Genomic DNA, 24,277 nt, shown 5'->3' with positions numbered 1-24,277 from the left:
TTCGTGGTGGGCGGCGCCGCCGCGCCGCGGGCGGTCCGGTTCGGCCTGGCCTCGCCGCCGCAGGACGTCCTGGCCCGGGCCCTGGACGTCCTGGCGGAGATCGCGAGCGGCACGCCCGACGACGTCTCCGTCGACTGAGCCGTCTCCGTCCACCGGGCGGGTCCGCCTCTGGACGCGGGCTCCGGCGTCGTTCATCTTCGTCTGGGGGCGGGCGCGCCCCCCGGAGCGGATGGGGGCGTGGCGTGATCGAGGTGCGCGAGGTCGGGCAGCGGGTGGACGGCGGGCGCCGCACGCTGCGGGACGTGTCGCTGAGCATCGGCGCCGGGGAGCTGGTGGCGATCATCGGCGGCAGCGGGTCCGGCAAGACGACGCTGCTGGACGCGATCGCCGGGGTGCGGCCGCCCGCCGAGGGCGAGGTGCGGTACGACGGCGCCTCCGGCTCGCTCGGATACGTGCCGCAGGACGACATCGTCCACAAGGATCTCCCCCTGCGGCGCACGCTGCTGTACGCGGCGGGCCTGAGGCTGCCCGCGGGGACGGCCCCGGCGGACGCCGAGAGGGCCGTGGACGGCGTGCTGGACGACCTGGCCCTCACCGGGCGGGCGGGGCAGCGCGTCGGGAGCCTGAGCGGCGGGGAGCGCAAGCGGGCGAGCATCGCGGTGGAGCTGCTGACGCGGCCGCGGGTGTTCTTCCTCGATGAGCCGACGTCGGGCCTCGACCCGGCCTCGGCGGCCGACCTCATGCGGCTGCTGCGCGGGCTCGCCGACGCGGGCACGACCGTCGTCATGACCACGCACCACCCGCCGGACGTCGGGGTCTGCGACCGGGTGGCGGTGCTGGCGCCGGACGGGCGGCTGGCCTTCTACGGCTCCCCGGACGAGGCGCTGGAGGAGTTCGGGGCCGGCGCGGTCGACGACATCTACCTGCGGCTCGCCGGCGTCGCGTCGCCCGGCTGGGAGGACCGCTTCCGCCGCTCCGGCGGGACCGGGCCGGCGGCCGGATCCCGGATCGGCGCGGTGCGGCAGTGGACGCTGCTGACGCGGCGCAATCTCGACCTGCTGACCCGCAACCGGCTCACCCTCGCGGTGCTGGCCGGGTCGCCGGTCATGGTGCTGGCGATGTTCGCGGTGCTGTTCCGGCCGGGCGCGTTCGCGCCGGAGTCGCCGAGCCCGGGGGCGACCGTGATGATCCTCTTCTGGATCGCCTTCGGCGGGTTCTTCTTCGGGCTGACCTACGGCCTGCTGCAGATCTGCACCGAGCTGCCCGTGCTGCGCCGGGAACGGCTCACCGGCCTGCGGATCGGGCCGTACGTGCTGGCGAAGGCCGCCGTCCTGCTGCCCCTCCTGGCGGTGGTGGACGCGCTGATGCTCGGCGTGCTGCGGGGACTCGACCGCCTGCCGGCGATGGGCTGGGCGACGTACGGGGAGCTGTTCGTCACGCTGCTGCTGTGCTCGGTGGCGGCGCTGGCGCTGGGCCTGCTGGTGTCGGCCGCGGTGACCGACCCGGCGCAGGCGACGATGGCGCTGCCGATGCTGTGCTTCCCGCAGGTGCTGTTCGTCGGCGCGATCCTGCCCGTCCCGGTGATGGCGGCGCCGGGACGGTGGCTGAGCTACGCGATGTCGAACCGGTGGGCGTTCGAGGGGCTCGGGCACAGCCTGGGCGTCGAGCGGCTGTGGGGGTCGGGCCGCTCGCCGCTGGGACCGCCGCTGCTGGCCTCCTACGGCGGCACGTTCTCGCGGGCCGTGGCGGCCGACTGGGCGGTCCTGGCGGGTTTCGCGGCGCTGTTCCTCGCGGGGACGGCCGCGGTCCTCGCCCGCCGCACCCGGACCTCCCCCGGGTTCCCACCCCGTCCGGCGGACAGAACCTCCCCAAACTCGGACGCACCGTCCTGAAAAGGCCATAACGCCCCCTTGCTGTCCCTTCTCCGATTTTGGACCGTTCTGGAGAGGGGTGCGGCTTTGTACTCGGGGGTGCACGAATGTCCGCTTCAATCGAATCCTGGGCGGGGACGACGCCCGCCACCGACGCCGCGTACGCCTCGACCCGCCGGCTGGACGAGCTGCGGGCCGCCGAGTACCGCCACCTCGACGCGGACGGCCAGGCCTACCTGGACTACACGGGGGCCGGCGTGGCGGCCGACGCGCAGATCCGCGCGCACGCCGCGCGGCTCGCCGGGCACTGCTACGGCAACCCCCATTCGGAGAACCCGACCTCCAGCGCGTCGACCGTGCTGGTCGAGCGGGCGCGCGCGGCGGTCCTGGGCTTCTTCAACGCCTCGCCCGGCGAGTACGCGGTGATCTTCACGCCGAACGCGACGGGCGCCTGCCGCCTGGTCGGCGAGGCGTACCCGTTCCGGCGCGGGACCCGGCTGGTGCTCACCGGCGACAACCACAACTCGGTGAACGGGATCCGCGAGTTCGCCCGGGCGCGCGGCGCCCGGGTCGTCCACCTGCCCGTCCGCGGGCCGGAGCTGCGCGTTCCCGGCGACGATGTGCGCGCCGCGCTCGTCCGTCGGCGCGGCCTGCTCGTCTACCCGGCGCAGAGCAACTTCACCGGCGTCCAGCATCCCCTGGAGTGGGTCGACCTCGCGCACGCACGCGGGTACGACGTGCTGCTGGACGCGGCGGCGTTCGTCCCCGCCAACCGCCTCGACCTGAGCCGGACGCGGCCCGACTTCGTGCCGGTCAGCTGGTACAAGGTGTTCGGCTACCCGACCGGCGTCGGGGCCCTGGTCGCGCGGCGCGCGGCGCTCGCCCGGCTGCGCCGCCCCTGGTTCTCGGGCGGGACGATCCAGGCGGTGAGCGCGCTCGGCGGCTGGCACGTCCCGGCCGGCGACGAGACCGCGTTCGAGGACGGCACCCTGAACTTCCTGTCGATCCCGGACGTGGAGTTCGGCATCCGCTGGATCGAGGACATCGGCGTCGACCTGATCCACCGCCGGGTCGCCCGCCTCACCTCCTGGCTCCTGCACCGCCTCGCCGGGCTGCGGCACGCCGGCGGCTCCCCCATGATCCGCGTGTACGGCCCCGCCGGCACGGACCGGCGCGGCGGCACCGTCGCGTTCAACGTGCTCGACCGGCGGGGCCGGATCGTGGACGAGCGGATCATCGCCCGCGACACGGCCGCCGCCGGGATCTCCGTCCGCACCGGCTGCTTCTGCAACCCGGGCGCCGGGGAGGGCGCCTTCCGCATATCCGAGCGCGCGCTGCGCGACCGCAGGACGCTGCGCGGCGGCATGCAGAACCTCGACGAGTACCTCGACCTGCTGCACCTGCCGAGCGGCGGCGCCGTCCGGGCCTCGCTCGGCCTGGTGTCCAACGCCGCGGACGTCGAGCGGCTCGTCACCTTCCTGGCGGAGGCCTACGGCGACCGGGAGCCCGACGCCACGGGCCTGAAGCCGCGCGAGCGCTGCTGACCCGCCCGCGCGCCCGCGCGTCTTCCTACGAGCCCGCGCGTTCCACCACGACGGCCCACTCCTCCAGCAGTTCCTGCGCGGCGTCGGCGTCCGGCCCCTCGGCCCACAGATGCGTGACGGCCTCCGCCGGATCGGGCAGCACGAGCACCCATCCGCCGTCGTCCTCCACCACGCGGACCCCGTCGGTGGTGTCGAGGGTGCGGCTCCCGGCGGCCTCCACGACGTGCCGCATGACGCTGCCCTTGGCCGCCCACGGCGTCGGGACGGACCGCCGCAGCAGGTGCGCGACGGGGATCCGCCGGTCGATCTGCGACAGCGTCAGCCGCGTCCGCGCCACGAGCCCGACCAGCCGGACGAACGCCGCGATCCCGTCCACCGTGCCGCTGAACTCCGGCATCACGAACCCGCCCCGGCCGTCGCCGGCGAAGACCACGTCGGGCCGGGCCGCGGCCTTGGTGAGCACGTCCTGCGAGGTGGACGTCCACTCCACCTGGACGCCGTGGAACCGGCAGACCTGCTCGGCCACCCGCGTCGTGGTCACCGGCAGGGCGACGCGCCCGCCGCGCCGCTCGGCGGCGACCAGGTCCAGCATGACCAGCAGCGCCCGGTCGTCGGCGACCATCTCGCCGTTCTCGTCCACCAGCGAGATCCGCTCGCCGACCGGATCGAACCGGACGCCGAACGCGGCCCGCGACGACGACACCAGCGCGCCGAGCCGCTCCAGGTCGCGCATCCGCTCGGGGAGCGTCTCGGTCGGGTTCGCCTCGTCCAGCGCGTTGTTGCGGGTCAGCACCTCCACCCCGACGCGGCCGAGCAGGCTCGGCAGCACCAGCGACGCGACGCCGCCGGCGCAGTCGAGCACGATCTTCAGCCCGGCGTCGCGGACGCCGCTGATGTCGATGCGGCGCAGCAGGTCGCGGGTGTAGGTCTCCACCACGCGCGGCGGGTAGGTCAGCTCCGCGATCTCGCCGGGGAACGCGCGCCGGTACTCCTGCCGCCCGAACACCCGCTCCAGCTTGCGCTGCGCGGCCTGCGAGAGGTCCGCGCCGTCGGGGTCGAGGAACAGGATGTCGACGCCCTGCGGGTCGCCGAGCGTGGTGCGGATGTAGATGCCGCCCGCGCAGTCCTCCCGGCCGGTCTCGAACCGGGCGACGGTCAGCGGCGTCGCCTCCAGGTCCTGCACGTTGATCGCGCTGGCGGTGAGCGCGCTGATCACCGCGCGCTTGAGCGTGCGGGCGGCGCGCGAGACGTCGCGTCCGGTGACGACCGTGGTGCCCTTCTTCAGCGTCGTCGCGTACGCGCTGGCCAGCCGCACCGCCAGCTCCGGCGTGATCTCCACGTTGACCAGCCCGGAGACCCCGCGCGGGCCGAACAGGTTGCGCTGCCCGCGCGACTCCCAGATCACGCTGGTGTTGACGACGGCGCCCGCCTCGATCGTCTTGAACGGGTACACCTTCACGCCGCTGGAGACGTACGCCTCCGCCTCGATGACGCACTCGTCCCCGACGATCGCGCCCTCCTCGACGCGGGCGCCCGCCATGATGTCGGTGTTCTTGCCGACGACGCAGCCGCGCAGGTTCGTCGACGGCGCGACGAACACGTTGTCGTGGACGATCGCGCGGTGCAGGAACGCGCCCTCCTTCACCACGACGTTGCTGCCGAGCACGGTGTACTCGCGCAGCTCGACACCCGCCTCGACCTTCGCGTAGTCGCCGATGTACAGCGGGCCCTTCAGGACGGCCTCCGCGTCGACCTCGGCGCCCTCGGCGACCCACACGCCCGGCGACATCTCGAACCCGTCCAGCTCGATGCCGACCTGTCCCGACAGCATGTCGGCCTGCGCCTTCAGGTAGCTCTCGTGGGTGCCGACGTCCTCCCAGTAGCAGTCGGCGACGTACCCGAACAGGGGCGCGCCCTCGGCCAGCAGCTTGGGGAACACGTCGCCGGACCAGTCGACGGACTCGCCCGCCGCGACGTGGTCGAGCACCTCGGGCTCCATCACGTAGATGCCGGTGTTGACGGTGTCGGAGAACACCTGCCCCCACGTCGGCTTCTCCAGGAACCGCTGCACGCGGCCCTCGTCGTCCACGATGATGATCCCGAACTCCAGCGGGTTCGGCACCCGCTTGAGGCCGATGGTGACCAGGGCGCCGTTGCGCTCGTGGAAGCGCACCATGTCGGTCAGGTCGATGTCGGTCAGCGCGTCCCCGGAGATCACCAGGAACCGGTCGTCGCGCAGCGCGGCCTCGGCGTTCTTCACACTGCCCGCGGTGCCGAGGGGCACCTCCTCGGTGGCGTAGCTCAGCGACATGCCGAGCTCCTCGCCGTCGCCGAAGTAGTTGCGGATCAGCGCCGCCAGGAACTGCACCGTGACGACGGTCTCGCTGAACCCGTGCCGCTTCAGCAGCCGCAGCACATGCTCCATGATCGGCCGGTTGACGAGCGGCAGCAGCGGCTTGGGCTGGTTGGCGGTCATCGGACGCAGCCGCGTCCCCTCGCCACCCGCCATCACGACGGCCTTCATCGGGGGGTCTCAGCTCCCTTCTGCTCGCCGGCCGGGGGCCGCGCGCCCGGACCGGGCGCGCCGTCGGGTGGCGCGCCGCGGCCGGCCAGCACCAGTTGCCGCGTCTGCGCCCAGTACAGGACGGCCGCCCACCAGTACAGCGCCGTCCCCCAGATGGCGAAGGACCACCCGATCACCTTCGCCGTGGTGCCCGCCGCCCCGTCATGGTCGCCCAGCAGCAGCAGCGGGAAGGCGTACAGCAGGCACAATGTGCCCGTCTTGCCGATGAAGTGCACGGGGAGCGTCCCGCCGTACCCGAGCCGCCGCACGATCGGCGCGATCGGCACGATCGCCAGTTCGCGCGCGACGAGGGCGACCAGCAGCCACAGCGGGATGATGTCGCGGATCGTCAGGCCGACCAGGGTCGCGAAGATGTACAGCCGGTCGGCGGCCGGGTCCAGCACCATGCCGAGCTTGCTGGTCTGGTTCAGCGCCCGCGCGAGCTTGCCGTCCAGCCAGTCCGACAGGCCGGCGAACACCAGCAGCCCGAGCGCCCACCAGTCCTGCTCGACCAGCACCAGCCACAGGAAGAACGGGACGCCGACCAGCCGCGCCATGCTGAGCAGGTTCGGCACCGTGAAGATCCGGTTCCCCGCCGCCTCGGCCGCCGTGCCGGCCTCAGTGCTCACCGCTGCGCTCCCCTCCCTGACAGCGCCCTTCGGGCGATGGCCCTGGGGTCCGGGGGTCCGCCCCCGGAGGTCGCGCCGTCCCCTTGATCCTGACCCTACCGGTAAGGGTTTGAAAGCCCCCGATAGCGTCCGGCCATGCGATGGACGGTGCACGGCGAGAGAACGATCTACGACAGCCCCTGGATGGACGTGCGATTGGCCGACGTGGAACTGCCGGACGGGCGGCGCTTCGACCATCATCTCGTGCGAGTGCGGCCGGCGGCGGGCGTGGCGGCGCTCGACGGTGCGGGCCGCGTGCTGCTGATCTGGCGGCACCGGTTCATCACCGGCGCCTGGGGCTGGGAGATCCCGGGCGGCCGGGTGGAGGACGGCGAGGACCCGGCGGAGTCGGCGGCGCGCGAGCTGGTCGAGGAGACCGGGTACCGCGCCGGGCCGCTGGAGCACGTGCTGGCCGTACGGCCCTCGCCGGGGCTGCACGACGGGATCCATCACGTCTACCGGGCGGACGGCGCCGAACGTATCGGCGAGCCCACCGACGTGGAAGCGGAGCGGATCGAGTGGGTGCCGCTGGCGTCGGTCCCGGACCTGGCGGCGCGCGGCGAGATCGGTTCCGGCGCGACCCTGTCGGGCCTGCTCTTCCTGTACGCCCGGTCGGTCAGCCCGGGGTGACCGGCTCGGCGCCGGACCGGACACCCGCGAACGGCAGGACGGCGGTGACGGCGAACCCGCCGCCCTCCCCCGGACCCGCGTCCAGGGTCCCGCCGACGCTGCGCGCCCGCTCGATCATCCCGAGGATCCCGAACCCCTCCGGCCCCGCGCCGGAGGGGCCGCGGCCGTCGTCGGCGACCCGCACGACGAGGCCCCGGTCCTCCCGCGCGAGCGTCACCGTGACGCGGCTCGCGGCGGCGTGTTTGACAACGTTGGTCAGGGCCTCCTGCACGATCCGGTACGCGGCGACGCCGGCCTCCGGCGGCGCCGCCCCGGCGCCGTCGGCGCTCAGCGCCACCTCCAGGCCGGCCGACCGGGCCGCCTCCGCCAGGCCGGCGATGGCGTCCGGGCCGGGCAGCACGGCGGGCCCGCCGACGTCGGTGCCGCGCAGCACCTGCAGGGTGCCGCGCAGCTCGGTGCGGGCCTCCCGGCAGGTCGCCGCGATCGCGTTCAGGACCTCGGCCAGCTCCGCGCGCTCCACCGGCCGGTCGCCCGCGACCAGGTGCGCGGCGGCGCCCGCCTGCACGCCGATCACGGTGATGCTGTGCGCGAGCAGGTCGTGCAGGTCGCGGGCGATCCGCAGGCGCTCCTCGGCGACCCGGCGGCGCGCCTCCTCCTCGCGGGTGCGCTCGGCGCGCTCGGCCCGCTCGGTGATCGTCGCCACCCGGGCCCGGTGCGACCGCCAGACCTGCACGGCGATCACCACCGACACCACGGCCTCGACCACCGCGATCTGCTCGCGGACGGAGGCGCCGCCCGCCCGCATCGCCATGCCGATCACGCACACGGCCAGCACGAAGGCGACGAGGCCGAGGACGATCCGCACGCGGCGTCCGAGGACGGCGTAGGCGAACAGCGCGATCACCTCGGCCGGGACCAGCGCGTGATGCTGGTACTGCAGCAGGTGGTACGGCAGCACCAGCACGACCAGGGCGATCAGCGCCGTCGTCGGACGGCCCCTGATCACCGCGAGGGGCGCGTGTGCGGCGAGCAGCAGGAACGCGCCGGCGGCGTCCAGCGCCCGCACCCCGGGCCATGCCACCGCCACGGCGAGCGCCGCCACCGCGAGCGCCGCCGCCAGCAGGGCGTCTCGCGTCGCCGGGCCGAACCGGGGCATCGTCACCACGGGCCCATCCTCCCCGACGGTGCGCCGTCCGCGCACCCGGCCCGTACGCGTGCGGCGGGGCGAACGACGCGGGTCAGATGAGGCCCTGGGCGAGCATCGCCTCGGCGACGCGCTCGAACCCGGCGATGTTGGCGCCGATGACGTAGTTCCCGGGCGCGCCGTAGCGCTCGGCGGTCTCGTCGCAGGTGTTGTGGATCCGCGTCATGATCCCCGACAGCTCCGCCTCGGCCTGCGGGAACGTCCACATCTCCCGGCCCGCGTTCTGCCGCATCTCCAGGGCGCTGACCGCGACGCCGCCGGCGTTGGCGGCCTTGCCCGGCCCGAACGCCACGCCGGCCTCCTGCAGCACGTGGACCGCCTCCGGCGTGGCCGGCATGTTGGCGCCCTCGGAGACCGCCTTCACGCCGTTGCGGACCAGCACCCGCGCGGCCTGCGCGTCGAGCTCGTTCTGCGTCGCGGACGGCAGCGCGATGTCGGCCGGCACGTCCCACACGCTGCCGCCCCGGACGAACCGGGCGGACGCGCCGCGCCGCTCGGCGTAGTCGGAGACGCGGCCCCGCTCGACCTCCTTGACCTGCTTGAGCAGGTCGAGGTCGATGCCCTTCTCGTCGACCACGTAGCCGCCCGAGTCGGAGACGGTGATGACGTTCGCGCCGAGCTGCTGGGCCTTCTCGATGCTGTAGATCGCGACGTTGCCGGATCCGGACACGGTGACGGTCTGGCCGTCGAGGTCCTCGCCGCGCTTGCGGAGCATCTCGGCGGTGAACAGCACGTTGCCGTACCCGGTCGCCTCCGTGCGGCACGCCGAGCCGCCCCACGGCTGGCCCTTGCCGGTCAGGACGCCCGCCTCCCAGCGGTTGCTGATCCGCCGGTACTGCCCGAACAGGAAGCCGATCTCCCGGCCGCCGACGCCGATGTCCCCGGCCGGGACGTCGGTGTCCGCGCCGATGTGGCGCTGCAGCTCGGTCATGAACGACTGGCAGAACCGCATCACCTCGGCGTCGGAGCGGCCGCGCGGGTCGAAGTCGCTGCCGCCCTTGCCGCCGCCGATGCCGAGCCCGGTCAGCGCGTTCTTGAAGATCTGCTCGAAGCCGAGGAACTTCACGATGCCGAGGTTCACGGTCGGGTGGAAGCGCAGCCCGCCCTTGTACGGGCCGAGCGCGCTGTTGAACTCGACCCGGAACCCCCGGTTGACGTGCACCGCGCCGGAGTCGTCCGTCCACGGCACCCGGAAGACGATCTGCCGCTCGGGCTCGACGATCCGCTCCAGCAGCCCCGATCCGGCCAGCTCCGGGCGGGCCGCGACCGCCGGCCCGAGCGAGTCCAGCACCTCGTGGACGGCCTGGTGGAACTCCGGCTCCCCCGGGTCGCGCACCAGGACCCGCCCGTAGATCCTCTCCAGGACGGTCTGCGGGGCGGTCGCACTCGGCGTCCGGGGGGCTGCGGGCATGCGGCGTTCCTTCCTCACACGGCGATCATGACTTGGTGATCATGCGGTTCCACTCTAGGCCGTGGCCCGGAGGACGCCCGCGCACGGGCAGGTCAAAGCCCTGGAACGTCCCCGATCACGGGCTTGACGTCCAGCACCGGGGTGCCGTCGAGCGCCTCCAGGCCGCGCACGCGCAGCCGCCGGCCGACGACCTGGAGGATCTCCACCGGGTGCAGGCCGATCGGGTTCGGGCGGGCCGGGGAGCGGGTGGCGAACACGCCGGTCTCCGGGTTGGCCGGGTCGTCGCGCGGCCGGGTGCGCAGCACGTCGCGCGGCGCCAGGTGCAGCCAGGTCAGCACGATGACCCGGTCGCCGGCGCGCAGCCCCTCCAGTGCGGCGGAGCAGGACGGCTCGAAGACCAGCCACGCGTCGGGCGCCCCCTCCGTCCCCTGTTTGGGCGCTTCGGCCCGGTCCTTCAGCTCCGACGACACGTGCCCGACCGGCGTGAGGGTGAAGTCCCCCTGGACGTTGCGCATGCCCCGATCTTTCCAGCCGGAGGCCGTCCGCGCGGGCGCGTTCTAACCCAGGGACCGCGGTTGCGGCAACGGGGGTGCGCCGGGCTACCGTCGAGCACGACAGATCGCGGGGGCCCGGCGAACCGGGCTGAGATAGCGGCTGGGACGGCCGCTGACCGCATGAACCTGACCGGGTAATGCCGGCGTAGGGAGAGATCGAGTCGTCATGACCGAATCCGTGGTTCCAGCTGCCCGCAAGACCTACCTCCCGGGCTCGCGGCCCGGGATGCGCGTCCCCATGCGGGAGGTGCCGCTGACCAACGGCGACGCCGTCGTCCTGTACGACACGTCCGGGCCGTACACCGACCCCGAGCACGAGACCGACGTCCGCAGGGGCCTGCCCGCGCTGCGGGAGGCGTGGATCGCCGGACGCGGCGACACCGAGCCGTACGAGGGCCGGCCGGCGCGCCCCGAGGACGACGGGCGCCGCTCCGCGCCCGTGTCCGACGGGCTGCTCCCCCGCAGGCCGCGCCGGGCGAGCGGCGGCGCGGTGACCCAGCGCGCGTACGCGCGGCGCGGGGAGATCACCGCCGAGATGGAGTTCGTGGCGCTGCGCGAGGGCGTGGCGCCGGAGTTCGTCCGCGACGAGCTGGCGGCCGGGCGGGCGGTGCTGCCCGCGAACGTCAACCACCCCGAGATCGAGCCGATGATCATCGGCCGGAACTTCCTGGTGAAGGTGAACGCCAACATCGGCAACTCGGCGGTGGCGTCCTCGATCGAGGACGAGGTCGAGAAGATGACGTGGGCGACCCGCTGGGGCGCCGACACGATCATGGACCTGTCGACGGGCCGGGACATCCACACCACCCGCGAGTGGATCCTGCGCAACTCGCCGGTGCCCGTCGGGACCGTCCCGCTGTACCAGGCGGTCGAGAAGGCCGGCGGCGACCCGGCCGAGCTGACCTGGGAGGTCTTCCGCGACACCGTGATCGAGCAGGCCGAGCAGGGCGTCGACTACATGACCGTGCACGCGGGCGTGCTGCTGCCCTACGTGCCGCTGACGGCGCGGCGCAAGACCGGCATCGTCTCGCGCGGCGGATCGATCATGGCGGCGTGGTGCCTGGCGCACCACGAGGAGAACTTCCTCTACACCCACTTCCGCGAGCTGTGCGAGATCTTCGCCGCCTACGACGTCACCTGGTCGCTCGGCGACGGCCTGCGCCCGGGCTGCATCGCCGACGCCAACGACGAGGCGCAGTTCGCGGAGCTGCGCACCCAGGGCGAGCTCACGAAGATCGCGGCCGAGTTCGGCAACCAGGTGATGAACGAGGGCCCGGGCCACGTCCCGATGCACAAGATCAAGGAGAACGTGGACCTGCAGCAGGAGTGGTGCGACGGCGCGCCGTTCTACACGCTCGGGCCGCTGACCACCGACATCGCACCGGGCTACGACCACATCACCTCGGCGATCGGCGCCGCGATGATCGGCTGGCACGGCACCGCGATGCTCTGCTACGTCACGCCGAAGGAGCACCTCGGGCTGCCCGACCGCGACGACGTCAAGGCCGGCGTGATCGCCTACAAGATCGCCGCGCACGCCGCCGACCTGGCCAAGGGGCATCCGGGCGCGCAGGCGTGGGACGACGCGCTGTCGGACGCGCGGTTCGACTTCCGCTGGGACGACCAGTTCAACCTGTCGCTCGACCCCGACACCGCGCGGGAGTTCCACGACGCGACGCTCCCGGCCGCGCCCGCGAAGACCGCGCACTTCTGCTCCATGTGCGGGCCGCACTTCTGCTCGATGAAGATCACCCGGGACGTCCGCCGGTACGCCGACGAGCACGGCCTGGCCGAGGACGAGGCGCTCACCGCCGGGATGCGGGAGAAGGCCGGGGAGTTCCGGGCCGCAGGCGGGCGGGTCTACCTGCCGCTGGCACCCGGCGCGTCCTGACGGGTCCCGGATCGCCGTGATCGCCCCGGCCGGGGCCCGCCGCGGAGCGTTTCCGCGGCGGTCCCCGGCCGCCCGCCCTCCTGACGCGGACGCCTGCCCGGAACCGTCGCCGCGCTGCGACTAGACTTCGGGGAACGTTCCAACACCGCGGACCGCCCCCTCCCCGCCGCGGCTCCGCATGCGTCAGGGAAGGACCGGGGAACCAGGTGACCAGCGACGACACGCCGCGCACCCGTGCGCCGCGCGCGGACGTCCGGCGCAACCGCGCCCGGCTGCTCGCCGCCGCCCGCGAGATGTTCCTGCGCGACGGCGCGGGCGCTTCGCTCGAAGGGGTCGCCCGGCTCGCGGGTGTCGGCGTCGGGACCCTCTACCGCCACTTCCCCACCCGCCAGGACCTCCTGGAGGCGCTGCTCGCCGACGCCTACGACGCGCTCGCGGACCGGGGCCGGGAGCTGCTGGAGGCACCCGACCCCGGGCGCGCGCTCATCGCGTGGCTGGGCGAGTTCGTGGCCGCCGTGTCCCGGTTCCGGGGGACGGCCCCGTCCGTCCTGGTCTCGCTGAGCGGCGAGCGTCCGGAGGCGTTCCGGCCGTGCCGGGCGATGCGGGACGCGGGCGAAGCACTGTTCGTCCGCGCCCAGGAGTCCGGCGCGGCGCCGACTGGCGCGGCGTTCCTGGACGTGCTGAAGCTCGCGGGCGGCATCGCGATGGCCTCTGAGCGGGAGCCGGGCGCCGCCGACCGCCTGCTCGCCCTCGCCGCGTCGGGGATCGCACCCGGTGCAGCGGAGGCCGCGCCGGGCGAGTCCGGCTGAGGGCTCAGTCCCGGGCCGGGACGGGGAGGACGCGGCGCGGGCCCTTGGGCTCGCCGCCGTGCCGGCGCCATTCGCGCGGGTAGCCGACCGACACCTCGATGTGGGGCACGCCGTCGGTCCAGATCGTCCGGGGTATGTGCAGGTGCCCGTACACGACGGCGACGGCCCCGAACCGGGCGTGCCAGCCGGCGGTGCGCTCGGTGCCGCACCACTGCGCGAACTCCGGATACCAGAGGACGCGGGTGGGTTCGCGGACGAGCGGCCAGTGGTTGACCAGGACGGTCCGCGTGCCGGGGGCGAGGGCCGAGAGGCGTTCCTCGGTGTAGGCGAGCCGCGCCTCGCACCAGGCGTCCCGGCTGGGAAGCGGGTCCGGGTGCAGGTAGACCTCGTCGGTGCAGACCACCCCGGCCTCGTGCGCGATCTCCAGCGCCTCCTCCTTGGTGCGGGCGCCGTCCGGCCGGAACGTGTAGTCGTAGAGCAGGAACAGCGGGGCGACCGTGACCGGGCCGTCCGCGCCGTCCCAGACCGGGTAGGGGTCCTCGGGCGTCAGCACGCCGAGACCGCGGCACAGGCCGACCAGGCGCCGGTAGCGGGCCTCGCCGCGCAGCGCCACCGGGTCGTCCTTGACCGTCCACAGTTCGTGGTTGCCGGGGACCCAGAGCACGCGTTCCCACCGCGCGGCCAGCGCGCCCAGCGCCCACTCGACGTCGGCGAACCGCTCGGCGACGTCCCCGGCCACGATCAGCCAGTCGCCCGGCGCCTCCGGCTTCAGCGCCTCCACGAAGGCGCGGTTCTCGGGGAACCCGACGTGCAGGTCGCTGATCGCGTACACACCGCTCATCCCGTGATCGTAAGCGCAAAGCGGGCGCGGCCCGCGCTCGGTGGCGAGCGCGGGCCGCGGTGCCGGCGGGATCCGGCGTACCTTCCTCCCCGGATCAGCCGTTCCTGCCCCACAGGTAGGCGCCGGCGCCCATCGCGAGGAGGCTGATCCAGCTGAAGACGGCGCGGACGGTGTTCCAGGCGGTCCAGCGGCCGGAGTAGTCCGACCAGATCTTCGCCGCCTCGGCCGCGTGCTTGGGGATGTGCACGCCGTCCAGGTCGTTGTTCATCGGGATGTTCACCGCGAAGCTGGGGAACAGGGTGCCGAGGACGTAGACGCCGGCCGCGGCGAGGAACAGGACGCCCGCGGCCTTCTGGTCCATCGTCATGAGCAGGACGCCCGCCGCCGCCGCGAACACCGGCAGCAGCATGAACATCCCGACGAACAGCGGGTTCTGGATGCGCTGGTTGATGGTCTGCATGGCGTCGATCGCCGACGCCGGCTTCGAGCCGTTCAGGCCCGGCATCACGCCGGTGGAGAATCCGAAGAACGTCCCGGCCATGCCGGCGGCCATGATGATGGAGAGGGTGGCCGAAGCGGCCGCGAAAGAGAATTTCATCAGTTCGTCCGATCGTTAGAGGGTGCGGTTCAGGCGTTCCAGATGCCGGTGGCGGCGGTCTCGCGGGCATAGGCGGCGAAGTCGCGGGCGTCGCGTCCGAGGGCGCGGCGCACGCCGTCGGCGGGCTCGGCGTTGCGGCCGTCCAGGACGGTGGTGAACAGGTAGGTCAGCAGGCTCACGACCTCATCGGGCAGGCCGTGCTCCTTGAGCGCCGCCGCGTAGTCGTCCGCGCCGACCCGGACGTAGGCGATGTCGCGTCCCGCCGCGCGGCCGATCTCGCCGACCGCCTCGGCGAAGGTGAGCGCGCGGGGCCCGGTGATCTCGTAGACCTCGCCGGCGTGCCCGTCGCGGGTGAGGGCCGCGACCGCCACGTCCGCGATGTCGTCGGCGTCGGCGAACGGCTCGGGCACGTCGCCGGCCGGCAGCACGACCTCTCCCGCGCGGACGGGGTCGAGCAGGTAGTCCTCGCTGAAGTTCTGCGCGAACCAGGCGGCCCGCACGACGGTCCATTCCAGGCCCGAGTCCTGGACGACCCGCTCGCAGGCCCGCGCCTCCTCCTCGCCGCGTCCCGACAACAGCACCACCCGCCGCACTCCGGCGGACGCCGCCGCGGCCGTGAACGCGCGGATCGCCTCCGGCGCGCCGGGAGCGGCGAGGTCGGGGTAGTAGGACAGGTACACCGCCTCGACGTCGCGCAGGACGGGCGCCCAGGTCGTCTCGTCGGTCCAGTCGAAACCGGGGTCGGCCGACCGGGAGCCCATCCGCACGGGGACGTCCAGGGCCTCCAGCCGCTCGACGACCCGCCGGCCGGTCTTGCCGGTGCCGCCGAGGACGAGGACGAGGCCGTTGTCGCTGATGGTCCGCGGGGTGTTCGCGCTGCTGTTCGTCATGCCCTTGAGTCAACCGCCGGGCACGTCCGTCCAACATCGTTGAGAAGCTCGCCCCCATACGCGAGCGTCCACACGCCTTACGCTGATCGGCATGGACGCTCTGACCGACCTCCTCGACGGCCCCCGCGCACGCGGAGCGTTCATGATCCGCTCGATGCTGAACCCGCCGTGGTCGGTGCGGATCCAGGACGAGGCGCCGCTGACGCTCGTGGCGATGGTCCGCGACGAGGCGTGGATCACGCCGGGCGAAGGCGCGCCCCTGCACGTGCGCGCCGGCGACCTGGTCATCTGCCGCGGCCCCGACCCGTACGTGGTGGCGGACGATCCGGCGACCGAACCGCAGGTCGTCATCCACCCGGGACAGATCTGCACCACCCCGGACGGGACGAGCCTGTCGGAGGCGATGGACCTCGGCGTGCGCGCCTGGGGCACCGACCCGGACGGCAAGGCGGTGATGCTCGTCGGCACCTACGAGACGCGCGGCGCGGTCACGCAGCGGCTGCTGGCCGCGCTGCCGCCGCTGGCGGTCGTGCGCGGCGACACCTGGCGGTCACCGCTGGTCGGGCTGCTCGACGAGGAGATCGTGAAGGACGAGCCGGGCCAGGAGGTCGTGCTCGACCGGCTGCTGGACCTGCTGCTCATCCAGACGCTGCGCGCCTGGTTCTCCCGTCCGGAGGCCGAGCAGCCGGGCTGGTACCGGGCGCACGGCGACCCGGTCGTGGGGCCCGCGCTGCGGCTGCTGCACGACGACCTGGCGCATCCGTGGACGGTCGCGGACCTCGCCGCCAAGGTCGGCGCCTCGCGGGCGGCGCTCGCGCAGCGCTTCGGCAAGCTGGTCGGCGAGCCGCCGATGGCGTACCTGACCGGCGTCCGGCTGGCCCAGGCCGCCGACCTGCTCCGGGAGAGCGACGCCACGCTCGACGCCGTCGCGCGGCAGGTCGGCTACGGCACGGCCTTCGCGCTCAGCACCGCGTTCAAGCGGGAGCACGGGATGAGCCCGCAGGAGTACCGCTCGGGCGCCGCCACCGCCTGACGCGTCGGAGCCGGGGGCTCTGGACGGGCGGCGGCCCGCCGGGATCTCCCGGCGGGCCGCCTGTGCTGCGTGTCTGTCCGGATCAGCCGTCGGCGTCCGGCGACGGCAGGTAGCGACCGGGCACCTCGGCCGGGGCGAGGATCTTCTTCTCACCCGGGTACGGCTTGGTGAACCCGTGGGTCAGGTACCACGTGTAGTGGTCCATCTGGTCGGGGTTGGCGCGGTCGGGCTGCGGGTTCTGGTCGTTCTGGTGCTGCTGCTTGTTCCACGCCTCCCACAGCTTCGCGACGCCCTTCTCCCCCGCCGGCACCGCCGGGGTCGGCGACTGGGCCGGGACGAGCGACGCCTTGGTCGTCGGGACGGGGTCGGCGCCGCAGGCCGGCGGGGTGCTGACCCCGTAGGTCAGCGGGACCCGGTTCTGGACGGAGGTGAACGGGGTGTAGTCGGGCCGCCCGGTGAAGGCGGTGAACATCGGTGTGGCGGCGCTGTCCTTCTGGTTCATCGGCCGGACCCCGAGGATCTGCTCGATGGTGCGGACCACCGTGATCTGCGAGTAGTAGTGGCTGTCGACCTTGCCGTGGTTGGCGTAGGGGCTGATGACCTGCACCGGGCCGCGCGCCCCGTCGACGTGGTCGACACCGTCCTGGGTGTCGTCCTCGATGACGAAGATCGCGCTGTCCTTCCAGTACTTGCTGTGCGAGATGTGGTCGACGATCCGGCCGACCGCGAGGTCGTTGTCGGCGACCTGGGCGATCGGGTTCGGCGCGCCTCCGGTGTGGTCGCTGGAGAGCCAGAACATGTTGAGGGAGGCCGGGCCCTCCGCGTCGAAGTGCCGCTTCCAGATCTCGTACCGGTAGATGTCCGGGATGTTGGTGTCGAACTTCGGGTAGTCGTGCGCCGTGACGTCGTTCAGCGACGGGATCGGCGACGACGAGTCGGTCTTGATGGTCGTGTTCTGGCCGGTGGCCGCCATGTTCTTGGCGTCGCAGTAGAACTGCTGCCACGTCGCGCCGGTCGGCTTCGTCTCGAACTGCAGGAACTCGCCGTAGTTCTTGACGCTGCCGCCGGCCGCCTGCACACCGCTCCACAGGGTGCCGGAGCGCTGGTGGCCGAGGGCGTCGTCCTCGGTGTCGTAGCTGCGCGTGTACAGACCCGCACCCGACTCGGTGTACTCCGGGTTGTCGGACTGCATCAGCCAGTTGTGGCCCTCGGCGGAGTTGGTGCCGACGTCGTAGGTGTTGTCGTAGAGCCCGAACTGCTTGGCCAGCGCGTGCTGGTTCGGCGTCGCGTTCTCGCCGAACTGCGCGAGCGCCGGGTCGCCGTTGCCGCGCTTGTCGTCGCCGAACACCTGGTCGTAGGAGCGGTTCTCCTTGACGAGCAGGAAGACGTGCTTGATGGTCGACGGGTCGCCGAGGCGGACCGGGACCGGCACGGGCCGCGCCCGGCCCCCGGTGCGCAACCCGACGAGCGAGGCGGCGTCCCAGCCGTTCTGCTGGAAGACCCGAACCGTGTAGGCCCGGACGAGGCGGTCGTCCGGCAGCTTGAACCGCAGCAGCGAGCCGGTCGAGTCGTGGGTGTTGTGGCCGGTCGCCGGCGACGTGCCGGCGCCCTTGTCGATGGTGCGGGTGGGGCCGCGCTCGCCGATGCCGCGCAGGTTGGTGACGACCACCTGCCCGCCGACGGTCGTGACGTTCTCGGGGAAGTAGTCCGTCGGCAGCAGGCCGACGTAGCCGACCGGCTCCTTGGGGCTCTTGTACCGGTAGACGGCGATCGCGTTGGCGCGGCCGAGGGTGACCAGCAGGCGGCCGTCGCCGGTGAGGGTGATCCCGTCGGGCTCGTAGCCGACCTTGGCCCCCGGCCACGGCTGGGTGGTGATGGTCTGGACGACGGCGTTCTTCGAGGTGTCGACGACGGAGACGGTGTCGCTGCCGGTGTTCGCGACGAACAACGCCCCGTTCGCGGCGTGCAGCGCGGTCGGGTGCAGGCCCACGTCGATGGACTTGACCGCGGCGCCCGTGTCGGCCACGTCGATGACGCTCACCGTTCCGGTGGTGGCGGCGCCCGTCTTCGGGTCGGCGGGCACCTGCGTGCCGTAGGAGTTGAGCGTCTGGTCCCCGTCTTTGGCGGGACGCCCGCCCTCGTTGCTGACGTAGAGCTTCCCGCCGGCCAGGGCCAGGTCGCGTGGAGCGTTCCCAACGTTCCAGCTCTGCTTGATCGTCCCGGTGGCCGCGTCCATGGCGACGACGCGGTTCTGGCCGTTGACGGCGGCGTACAGGGTGGCGCCGTCGGCGGAGAACACCGCCTGCGCGGGCAGCGGGTGCTTGGAGCCGTCGTTCGGGATCGTGATGAACGTCGGGGCGCCGACGGTGCCGTCGGCGTTCACCGGGAAGCGGTTGAAGCCGTTGATCTGCGGCATCCAGAGCGTCTTGCCGTCCGGGGAGTACGTCGGCCCCTCCTGCCCGACGTTGTTGTTGGAGATCTTCAGATCCGCGTCCGCGGAGGTGCCCGCCTGCTGGAGGATCTTGTAGCTCTTCAGGTCGACGATCGTCAGGGCGATCGACCGGTCGGTGGTCAGGGCCGCGAGGTGGCGGCCGTCCGGGCTGACGGTGGAGGAGAGCAGCTTGCCGTTGTCGACGAGCAGGCGGTCGCCCAGCGGCTTGTTGAACTGGTCGCTGGCCAGCAGCGTGCCGAGGCCGGTGGTGTCCCCGACCTTGTGGGTGCCGAACGCGTGCGTCGAGGCGAACGCGACGCCCCCGCCGGTGACGGCGAGAGCGGCGGTTCCGGCCGCGACGACCCGGACCCGGCGGCCGGTGAGCATGCGGAAGACCCCGGAGCGGGTCTCCGCGGCGCTCCGGCGCCGACGTGTGACTTGCATGGACTAACCCTTCTGAGCACTGGCGGGGCTGGCGAGCAGGTCGACGTTGCCGTCGAACTGCCACAGGGGGTTGGGCGCATCCCCGCTGGAGGTGCGCACCTGGAAGTAGCCGTTCACCTCCTTCGGCCCGTCGCCGTCGGCGACGTACCGCCCGTCCGCGGTGACGTCGAGCTGGTAGATGGCGGTGCCGGCGGAGGCCACGCCGGGCAGGTGCCACGTCACGACGCACCGCCAGTCGTTGCCCGGCCCCTCGTCGGCGACGCGGCCGCCGCCCTTGTCGCAGGACGCGGCGGCCCGCAGCTGCGCCTCGGTGACGGCGGGCCGGTGCAGCTCGCGGGTCTGCAGCCGGTACAGGTGCGCGTACGACGTGGCGAGGGAGTCCTGCAGCTTGGCCCGCTCGATCCCCGACCCCCTCGCCGGAGTCGTCCACGAGACGGCCGCGACCGTGAGGACGACGAGCCCGGCCAGCGGCAGCACCCCCGCCATGACCACGCGGCGCCCCGACCCGTCGTAGGACAGGTCGGTGAAGTCCCTGCGCAGGAAGAGCCGGTAGGCCAGCGCGGTGGCGGCGACGGCCCAGACCAGGCTCACCGCGAGGCCGATGAGCAGCGGGCGCGTCTGGGCCGGCTCGGTGAACAGGCCACGCCAGGCGAGGAACGCCTCGCCCGGCAGGGCCACCCGTACGGCCACCGGCAGCGGGAGCATCTGCGCGAGCTGCAGCCCGAGGGCGAGGAGCGCGGGCATCAGCAGCCCCATCGGCGAGCGGCCGAGGGCCACCGAGCCGAGCAGCCCGACCGCCGCGAACGCCAGCGTCGGCACCAGCGCGCAGGCCCAGGCGAGCAGGACCGTCGTGGCCGCGTCACCGGAGGACAGCATGTGGCCGTCCAGTCCGGCGAACGGCCCGTCACCGACCGCGGCCAAACCGCCGGCGATGCCCGAGGCGGCCAGCCCGGCGACCATCACCAGGATCACGGTGAGGCTGGCGAGGGCCTTCGCCACGAAGATCCGCCGCGGGGAGCGGACCGCGACCAGCAGATGGCGCCAGGTGCCCAGCCGGTCCTCCGCGGCGAAGACGTCGCCGGCGGCCAGGGACGTCAGCAGCGGGAGCGCCCAGGTGCACGAGAAGCCCAGCACCACCAGCGATCCCGCCCAGCCGGAGGCGTGCATCCAGCGGCCGAAGACCGTGTCGGCGGGCAGTGAGCTCTGCAGGCTCACCGCGGCCACGAAGGCGGCGGGGGCGATCCAGCACGCCGCGAGCAGCAGCCGGATCCGCCACTGGGACAGCAGCTTGACCAGCTCGAACCGGTAGGCGCGCCGCAACGGGGCCGGCCGTGCCTCGATCTCGGCGGGCGCGGCGGTCGCGGTCATCGGGGGTCTCCTTCGCCGGTGCGGTCGGTTTCCTCGCCGCTCCCGGTCAGGGCCAGGAACGCGGCTTCCAACGGCGGCACCACGGGCGCCAGCTCGCGGACCGCGACGCCCGCCCCCACCAGCCGCACCACCAGGTCGTCGAGGGCCTCCACCGGTCCGCGGACGACGAGGGCGCCGGTGTCCGGCGCCTCACCGGCGCCGTCCGCGGTGTGGAGGCCGGGTGTGCGGGAGGCCACCTCGCGGGCGGCCGGCGGGTCGGAGGTCAGCAGCCGATAGTCGAGCTCACCGCTCTCGGCGGCGAGCTTGCTCACCGGCCCGGAGAACACCACCCGTCCGGTGGACAGGATGGTGACCTCGGGGCACAGCGCGGCGAGGTCGTCCATCCGATGGCTGGACATGACCACCGCGGCCCCGCCCGCCGCCAGCTCGGTGATGACGCGGTGCACGTGCCGTTTGCCGGCGGGGTCCAGGCCGTTGGCCGGCTCGTCGATGACGAGGAGCCGCGGCTCGGTGAGCAGCGCGGCGGCCAGCCCGAGCCGCTGGCGCATCCCCAGCGAGAAGCCCCGGACCCGGTCGTCCGCGACGTCGGTGAGCCCCACCTGCTCCAGCGCCTCGTCGATGCCGGCGGCCGAGCCGTGCGCGCGCAGTGCGGCGAGGGCGGAGAGGTTCTGCCGCGCGGTGAGCGAGGGGTAGAGCCCGGGCCCGTCCACGAAGCCCGCGACGCCGTCGGGGACGGCGAGCGTCCGCCCGACCGGCGCCCCCAGGATCTCCAGGCGGCCGCCGTCTGCGACTGCCAGGCCGAGCAGCAAGCCGAGCAGCGTCGTCTTCCCCGTGCCGTTCGGACCGACCAGGCCGTGGACCCGCCCCCTCTCGACCTCCAGGTCGACGCCGTCGAGCGCGACGACCGCGCCGAACGACTTGGTGATGCCGCGAGCCCGGACGGCCCTGTCTCTCCGCATGCCACTTCCCCACTTCGACGCCGCCGCAGGAACTTAGGGACCGCGGTTTGCATCGACGGGGCGCGCAGCCGAACAGCGGGCGAATGATCACCGACCGGCGGGGGCCGGCGGCCGTCACGCCCCGGCCACACCTGCCTCACTCACGGCCTCGGGGCTGGGCACCGGCACCCGGCTCGATTACCGTTCGTGATCGAATCACTTCCTGGAGTCACCGACCGGTGACAGTGAGGCGGTACAGCGTGCACGTCGGGACTCGGACCGGGCTGGTCCTCATGATGTCCGCGGTCACGGCGGGGTCGTCGATGCCCGCGGTGTCGGCGGCGGCGCTCGCGGGCTACGACGCCTGCCCGCGCGGCCGCATGTGCATATGGCACGACCAGAACGGCGGCGGGGCCCGCCTCTCCTTCGCGCACAAGGCGAGGGATCTGAGCGAACTGGAGGGAGGGCTCAACGACCATGTGCTGTCGGCTTGGAACCGCACGGGACGCCGCTGGTGCCTTTACGAGCATGCCCACTACAAGGGCGACAAGCGCGCCGCCGCCCGAGAGCCGCTGGCGGGATCCAAGGGCAACACGTCCGAGTTCGGCTACAAGATCAGTTCATTGAAGCCCTGCTGACCCGGGTCGCCCGGCGGCGATCGGCCCGGGCCGACGCGAGGGACGCGGCAGCGCCCTCGGGACCGGGCGCCCAGTATCCGATCGCCAGGCCGGTGAGTCCGGCGGCGGCGACGACGGCGAAGAGCCTGCGGGGGCGTGGCATCGGAGTCTCTCCTTCCGGAGGCGATATCCGCCACGGTAGGAGCGGCGTTCGGCCGCGGGGTGAACGCCGAAGAAATGCCCGAACACGCCCGGAATGCCGGACGCCCGGCCGTCGTGCCGGGCGTCCGGACGGAACGCGAATCAGCTGGACAGGTGTTCGCGCGCGTGCCGTTCGACCAGGATGGGGACGAACTCGCGAACGGACCGTCCGTCGAAGTCGTGGTGGACGTCCTCGACCGTCCGGGTGATCTCCTGCTGGCTGCAGCGGTCACCGTAGGTCTTCAACAGGCGGGTGGTGACCCGCTCCATTGCGGTCCTCTCGTAGACCTCGGTGTCCATCGTCAGGCTCCTTTCCGTGGGGAGAGGTCAATCACCACGACAAGGCCGTAACCGCTCAAGCGCGGCCCATACACACGCCAAGATCTGTTTACCGAACGTTCATCCAGGGCCCCCGGTCGAACGGCTCTTCTCCGGCGTGTACAGGCGGATGTCGTCGACCTGCGCTCTGCCCTCGTAGAAGTTCATGTGCGGGTCGCCGATCATGAACCGGTCCGGATAGGCGGAGCCGGCGGGCCAGGTGTCGTGGTCGACGAGGGTGCCGCCGGGGCCTTTCCAGGTCCAGTCGGCGTTGTAGCGGCCGTCGTAGGCGTCGGATTTCTGGTTGTAGTGCCAGATCGGCTCGCCGTCCTGGACGAACCTCCGGGTGTAACGGAACGTCGCCCGGCCGACGTGCGCGAAGACGCCCGACATCTCCATCGTGTAGGCCCCGTTCCGCCGCTCGATCGCGAAGGTGTACGGGTTCTCGGGTAGCAGTTCGGGCCGCAGGTCGACCGTCGAGACGATCGCGCCGCCCTTGGCGAGACCGCATTCGCTCTGCATCAGGTACTCGGTGCCGGGCATCGCCGGGTACCGGCGGTCGTCGGTCATGAAAATGGCGTTCACGCCGTTTCCCGTCCCGGCGGAGTACGGCTCGTACCGCCTCGTGGCGGGGTTGCAGTACTTCAGCCCTGAACCCGTGTACTTGTACCTGTTGTAGCCGTCCATGGCGACCTTGCGGTGGCCGTGGACGAAGACGTTGTTGTGCGGCGCCACCCGCCGGTAATCCATGATCGACATGTAGTAGAAGCCGTTGGAATCGGTCCGTGCGTCGGCCCACGCGCATTCGGGCCTGGAGAAGTCGCCGCCCGACGCCCACGGGAAGACGGTCTTGCAGCCGCCCGACGCATACCCGTTGATGCGGCCGTCGGGATAGTCCCACGATCCATTGCGCTCGCCGCCGAAGTCCAGGCCGCGCAGCGTCATCTCGATGCGGTACTCGGCGGGCAGGTCCCGCGTCGAGCGGATGACGACGCCACCGCGGTAGTCGGGTTCGTCGAGGTCGGCGGCGCCGTGCCGCGAGGTGAGGGTCGGCGGGCGGTCGGGCCTGCCGTCGCCGTCGCCGTCGCGTGCGGCGAGTTCGGCGGTGAGCCAACCGCGCCGGCCGAACGCGAAGGCCTTGCGGTACGTGCGGACCTTGGCGAGCTGCGTCCTGAACGCCGGGCCGCCCACCGTGGCGAAGTACGCGCCGTCGTTGTCGTACATGTCGACGTCGTACGGGCTGCCGGGGCCGTCACCGTCGGACCTCCACGGCACCCGCGCGTCGTCCAGGCGCCGGTCGAACGGCTCCGCCGCGATGAGCCGCCAGCCGGGCCGCGCCCCCGGCGGGGCGCCGCCCGCCTCGGCCGCCGCCGTGCCCGCCGTCACGGACAGGACGAGCGGGATCGTGAACGCCGCGCCTGCGCGAACGAGCCCTTGCATGGTGCCGCCTCCC

Annotated in this window: 21 protein-coding genes and 1 riboswitch; of the genes, 7 read left to right on the top strand and 14 right to left on the bottom strand. The window is 73.0% G+C overall.

Annotated elements, in window-relative coordinates; genetic code table 11:
• Nucleotides 1–242: 242 nt before the first annotated feature.
• Both ABD296_RS36970 and ABD296_RS36965 read left to right on the top strand, forming a co-directional pair.
• On the top strand, nt 243–1,892 hold the full coding sequence (locus ABD296_RS36970; protein WP_344278506.1) for an ABC transporter ATP-binding protein/permease: 1,650 nt from the start codon (nt 243–245) through the stop codon (nt 1,890–1,892).
• 86 nt (nt 1,893–1,978) lie between these two features.
• Nucleotides 1,979–3,415: an aminotransferase class V-fold PLP-dependent enzyme gene (locus tag ABD296_RS36965; protein ID WP_344278503.1), complete on the top strand. Its 1,437-nt coding sequence runs from the start codon at nt 1,979–1,981 to the stop codon at nt 3,413–3,415.
• Nucleotides 3,416–3,440: 25 nt separating this feature from the next.
• Here ABD296_RS36965 and ABD296_RS36960 read toward each other — a convergent pair whose 3' ends face one another.
• Nucleotides 3,441–5,939 (bottom strand): mannose-1-phosphate guanyltransferase, encoded by a 2,499-nt coding sequence (locus ABD296_RS36960; protein ID WP_344278500.1) that lies wholly within the window; start codon nt 5,937–5,939, stop codon nt 3,441–3,443.
• Nucleotides 5,936–6,607 (bottom strand): CDP-alcohol phosphatidyltransferase family protein, encoded by a 672-nt coding sequence (locus ABD296_RS36955; protein WP_344278497.1) that lies wholly within the window; start codon nt 6,605–6,607, stop codon nt 5,936–5,938. Before ABD296_RS36955 ends, ABD296_RS36960 begins: the two co-directional genes overlap by 4 nt.
• Before the next feature lie 135 nt (nt 6,608–6,742).
• Here ABD296_RS36955 and ABD296_RS36950 point away from each other — a divergent pair, with 135 nt between their 5' ends.
• Entirely contained in the window at nt 6,743–7,276 is a 534-nt protein-coding gene (locus ABD296_RS36950; protein WP_344278494.1) for an NUDIX hydrolase, read from the top strand.
• Here ABD296_RS36950 and ABD296_RS36945 read toward each other — a convergent pair.
• The 3 genes from ABD296_RS36945 to tsaA all read right to left on the bottom strand — a co-directional run bounded on the left by ABD296_RS36945 (nt 7,263) and on the right by tsaA (nt 10,406).
• Nucleotides 7,263–8,432 (bottom strand): sensor histidine kinase, encoded by a 1,170-nt coding sequence (locus tag ABD296_RS36945; RefSeq protein WP_344278509.1) that lies wholly within the window; start codon nt 8,430–8,432, stop codon nt 7,263–7,265. The genes ABD296_RS36950 and ABD296_RS36945 overlap by 14 nt on opposite strands.
• An 82-nt stretch (nt 8,433–8,514) precedes the next feature.
• On the bottom strand, nt 8,515–9,891 hold the full coding sequence (gene gdhA / locus ABD296_RS36940; protein ID WP_344278491.1) for an NADP-specific glutamate dehydrogenase: 1,377 nt from the start codon (nt 9,889–9,891) through the stop codon (nt 8,515–8,517).
• Nucleotides 9,892–9,983: 92 nt separating this feature from the next.
• Nucleotides 9,984–10,406, bottom strand: coding sequence for a tRNA (N6-threonylcarbamoyladenosine(37)-N6)-methyltransferase TrmO (gene tsaA, locus ABD296_RS36935; protein ID WP_344278486.1), 423 nt, complete (start codon nt 10,404–10,406; stop codon nt 9,984–9,986).
• Between the two features lie 96 nt (nt 10,407–10,502).
• A riboswitch (TPP riboswitch) is annotated at nt 10,503–10,616 on the top strand.
• Between tsaA and thiC the strand changes: the two genes are divergently transcribed.
• Both thiC and ABD296_RS36925 read left to right on the top strand, forming a co-directional pair.
• The gene (gene thiC / locus ABD296_RS36930; protein ID WP_344278483.1) at nt 10,612–12,336 is read left to right on the top strand and encodes a phosphomethylpyrimidine synthase ThiC; all 1,725 of its coding nucleotides are present in this window, start codon (nt 10,612–10,614) and stop codon (nt 12,334–12,336) included. (Overlaps the previous riboswitch by 5 nt.)
• Before the next feature lie 206 nt (nt 12,337–12,542).
• Nucleotides 12,543–13,145, top strand: coding sequence for a TetR/AcrR family transcriptional regulator (locus tag ABD296_RS36925; protein ID WP_344278480.1), 603 nt, complete (start codon nt 12,543–12,545; stop codon nt 13,143–13,145).
• A 4-nt stretch (nt 13,146–13,149) separates the two neighbouring features.
• Here the strand turns inward: ABD296_RS36925 and ABD296_RS36920 are convergent, their stop codons facing one another.
• From ABD296_RS36920 to ABD296_RS36910, 3 genes are all read right to left on the bottom strand, one after another.
• Nucleotides 13,150–13,986: a metallophosphoesterase family protein gene (locus ABD296_RS36920; protein ID WP_344278477.1), complete on the bottom strand. Its 837-nt coding sequence runs from the start codon at nt 13,984–13,986 to the stop codon at nt 13,150–13,152.
• A 94-nt stretch (nt 13,987–14,080) separates the two neighbouring features.
• Entirely contained in the window at nt 14,081–14,584 is a 504-nt protein-coding gene (locus ABD296_RS36915) for an anthrone oxygenase family protein (RefSeq protein WP_344278474.1), read from the bottom strand.
• Between the two features lie 29 nt (nt 14,585–14,613).
• Nucleotides 14,614–15,474, bottom strand: a complete 861-nt coding sequence (locus tag ABD296_RS36910) for an NAD(P)H-binding protein (protein WP_344278471.1) — start codon at nt 15,472–15,474, stop codon at nt 14,614–14,616.
• Between the two features lie 91 nt (nt 15,475–15,565).
• Here ABD296_RS36910 and ABD296_RS36905 point away from each other — a divergent pair, with 91 nt between their 5' ends.
• Nucleotides 15,566–16,507, top strand: a complete 942-nt coding sequence (locus ABD296_RS36905; RefSeq protein WP_344278468.1) for an AraC family transcriptional regulator — start codon at nt 15,566–15,568, stop codon at nt 16,505–16,507.
• 82 nt (nt 16,508–16,589) lie between these two features.
• Here the strand turns inward: ABD296_RS36905 and ABD296_RS36900 are convergent, their stop codons facing one another.
• The 3 genes from ABD296_RS36900 to ABD296_RS36890 are packed head-to-tail and all read right to left on the bottom strand — an operon-like array spanning nt 16,590 to nt 21,709.
• The gene (locus ABD296_RS36900; protein WP_344278465.1) at nt 16,590–19,382 is read right to left on the bottom strand and encodes a bifunctional YncE family protein/alkaline phosphatase family protein; all 2,793 of its coding nucleotides are present in this window, start codon (nt 19,380–19,382) and stop codon (nt 16,590–16,592) included.
• Nucleotides 19,383–19,385: 3 nt separating this feature from the next.
• On the bottom strand, nt 19,386–20,750 hold the full coding sequence (locus tag ABD296_RS36895) for an ABC transporter permease (protein ID WP_344278462.1): 1,365 nt from the start codon (nt 20,748–20,750) through the stop codon (nt 19,386–19,388).
• A complete protein-coding gene (locus tag ABD296_RS36890) occupies nt 20,747–21,709 on the bottom strand; it encodes an ABC transporter ATP-binding protein (protein ID WP_344278459.1) in 963 nt (320 codons plus the stop codon). Before ABD296_RS36890 ends, ABD296_RS36895 begins: the two co-directional genes overlap by 4 nt.
• A 239-nt stretch (nt 21,710–21,948) precedes the next feature.
• Between ABD296_RS36890 and ABD296_RS36885 the strand changes: the two genes are divergently transcribed.
• Nucleotides 21,949–22,326: a peptidase inhibitor family I36 protein gene (locus tag ABD296_RS36885; RefSeq protein WP_344278456.1), complete on the top strand. Its 378-nt coding sequence runs from the start codon at nt 21,949–21,951 to the stop codon at nt 22,324–22,326.
• Here the strand turns inward: ABD296_RS36885 and ABD296_RS36880 are convergent.
• The 3 genes from ABD296_RS36880 to ABD296_RS36870 form a co-directional block, all read right to left on the bottom strand.
• Nucleotides 22,304–22,468: a hypothetical protein gene (locus tag ABD296_RS36880; RefSeq protein WP_344278453.1), complete on the bottom strand. Its 165-nt coding sequence runs from the start codon at nt 22,466–22,468 to the stop codon at nt 22,304–22,306. The genes ABD296_RS36885 and ABD296_RS36880 overlap by 23 nt on opposite strands.
• Before the next feature lie 140 nt (nt 22,469–22,608).
• The gene (locus ABD296_RS36875) at nt 22,609–22,806 is read right to left on the bottom strand and encodes a three-helix bundle dimerization domain-containing protein (RefSeq protein WP_344278450.1); all 198 of its coding nucleotides are present in this window, start codon (nt 22,804–22,806) and stop codon (nt 22,609–22,611) included.
• 99 nt (nt 22,807–22,905) lie between these two features.
• The gene (locus ABD296_RS36870) at nt 22,906–24,264 is read right to left on the bottom strand and encodes a hypothetical protein (RefSeq protein ID WP_344278447.1); all 1,359 of its coding nucleotides are present in this window, start codon (nt 24,262–24,264) and stop codon (nt 22,906–22,908) included.
• Nucleotides 24,265–24,277 lie beyond the last annotated feature (13 nt).

The sequence above is a fragment of the Actinomadura napierensis genome, assembly GCF_039529375.1.
Lineage (GTDB): Bacteria > Actinomycetota > Actinomycetes > Streptosporangiales > Streptosporangiaceae > Spirillospora > Spirillospora napierensis.
This window is presented reverse-complemented; position numbering and strand designations above follow the sequence as displayed.

Excerpts from the sequence above, each read along its gene's own strand:
- ABD296_RS36875 (WP_344278450.1), bottom strand. The coding sequence starts at position 22,806 with ATGGACACCGAGGTCTACGAGAGGACCGCAATGGAGCGGGTCACCACC.
- ABD296_RS36965 (WP_344278503.1), top strand. The coding sequence starts at position 1,979 with ATGTCCGCTTCAATCGAATCCTGGGCGGGGACGACGCCCGCCACCGAC.
- tsaA (WP_344278486.1), bottom strand. The coding sequence starts at position 10,406 with ATGCGCAACGTCCAGGGGGACTTCACCCTCACGCCGGTCGGGCACGTG.
- ABD296_RS36920 (WP_344278477.1), bottom strand. The coding sequence starts at position 13,986 with ATGAGCGGTGTGTACGCGATCAGCGACCTGCACGTCGGGTTCCCCGAG.
- ABD296_RS36945 (WP_344278509.1), bottom strand. The coding sequence starts at position 8,432 with ATGCCCCGGTTCGGCCCGGCGACGCGAGACGCCCTGCTGGCGGCGGCG.
- ABD296_RS36915 (WP_344278474.1), bottom strand. The coding sequence starts at position 14,584 with ATGAAATTCTCTTTCGCGGCCGCTTCGGCCACCCTCTCCATCATCATG.
- gdhA (WP_344278491.1), bottom strand. The coding sequence starts at position 9,891 with ATGCCCGCAGCCCCCCGGACGCCGAGTGCGACCGCCCCGCAGACCGTC.
- ABD296_RS36890 (WP_344278459.1), bottom strand. The coding sequence starts at position 21,709 with ATGCGGAGAGACAGGGCCGTCCGGGCTCGCGGCATCACCAAGTCGTTC.
- ABD296_RS36900 (WP_344278465.1), bottom strand. The coding sequence starts at position 19,382 with ATGCAAGTCACACGTCGGCGCCGGAGCGCCGCGGAGACCCGCTCCGGG.
- thiC (WP_344278483.1), top strand. The coding sequence starts at position 10,612 with ATGACCGAATCCGTGGTTCCAGCTGCCCGCAAGACCTACCTCCCGGGC.
- ABD296_RS36950 (WP_344278494.1), top strand. The coding sequence starts at position 6,743 with ATGCGATGGACGGTGCACGGCGAGAGAACGATCTACGACAGCCCCTGG.
- ABD296_RS36910 (WP_344278471.1), bottom strand. The coding sequence starts at position 15,474 with ATGACGAACAGCAGCGCGAACACCCCGCGGACCATCAGCGACAACGGC.
- ABD296_RS36870 (WP_344278447.1), bottom strand. The coding sequence starts at position 24,264 with ATGCAAGGGCTCGTTCGCGCAGGCGCGGCGTTCACGATCCCGCTCGTC.
- ABD296_RS36880 (WP_344278453.1), bottom strand. The coding sequence starts at position 22,468 with ATGCCACGCCCCCGCAGGCTCTTCGCCGTCGTCGCCGCCGCCGGACTC.
- ABD296_RS36905 (WP_344278468.1), top strand. The coding sequence starts at position 15,566 with ATGGACGCTCTGACCGACCTCCTCGACGGCCCCCGCGCACGCGGAGCG.
- ABD296_RS36960 (WP_344278500.1), bottom strand. The coding sequence starts at position 5,939 with ATGAAGGCCGTCGTGATGGCGGGTGGCGAGGGGACGCGGCTGCGTCCG.
- ABD296_RS36895 (WP_344278462.1), bottom strand. The coding sequence starts at position 20,750 with ATGACCGCGACCGCCGCGCCCGCCGAGATCGAGGCACGGCCGGCCCCG.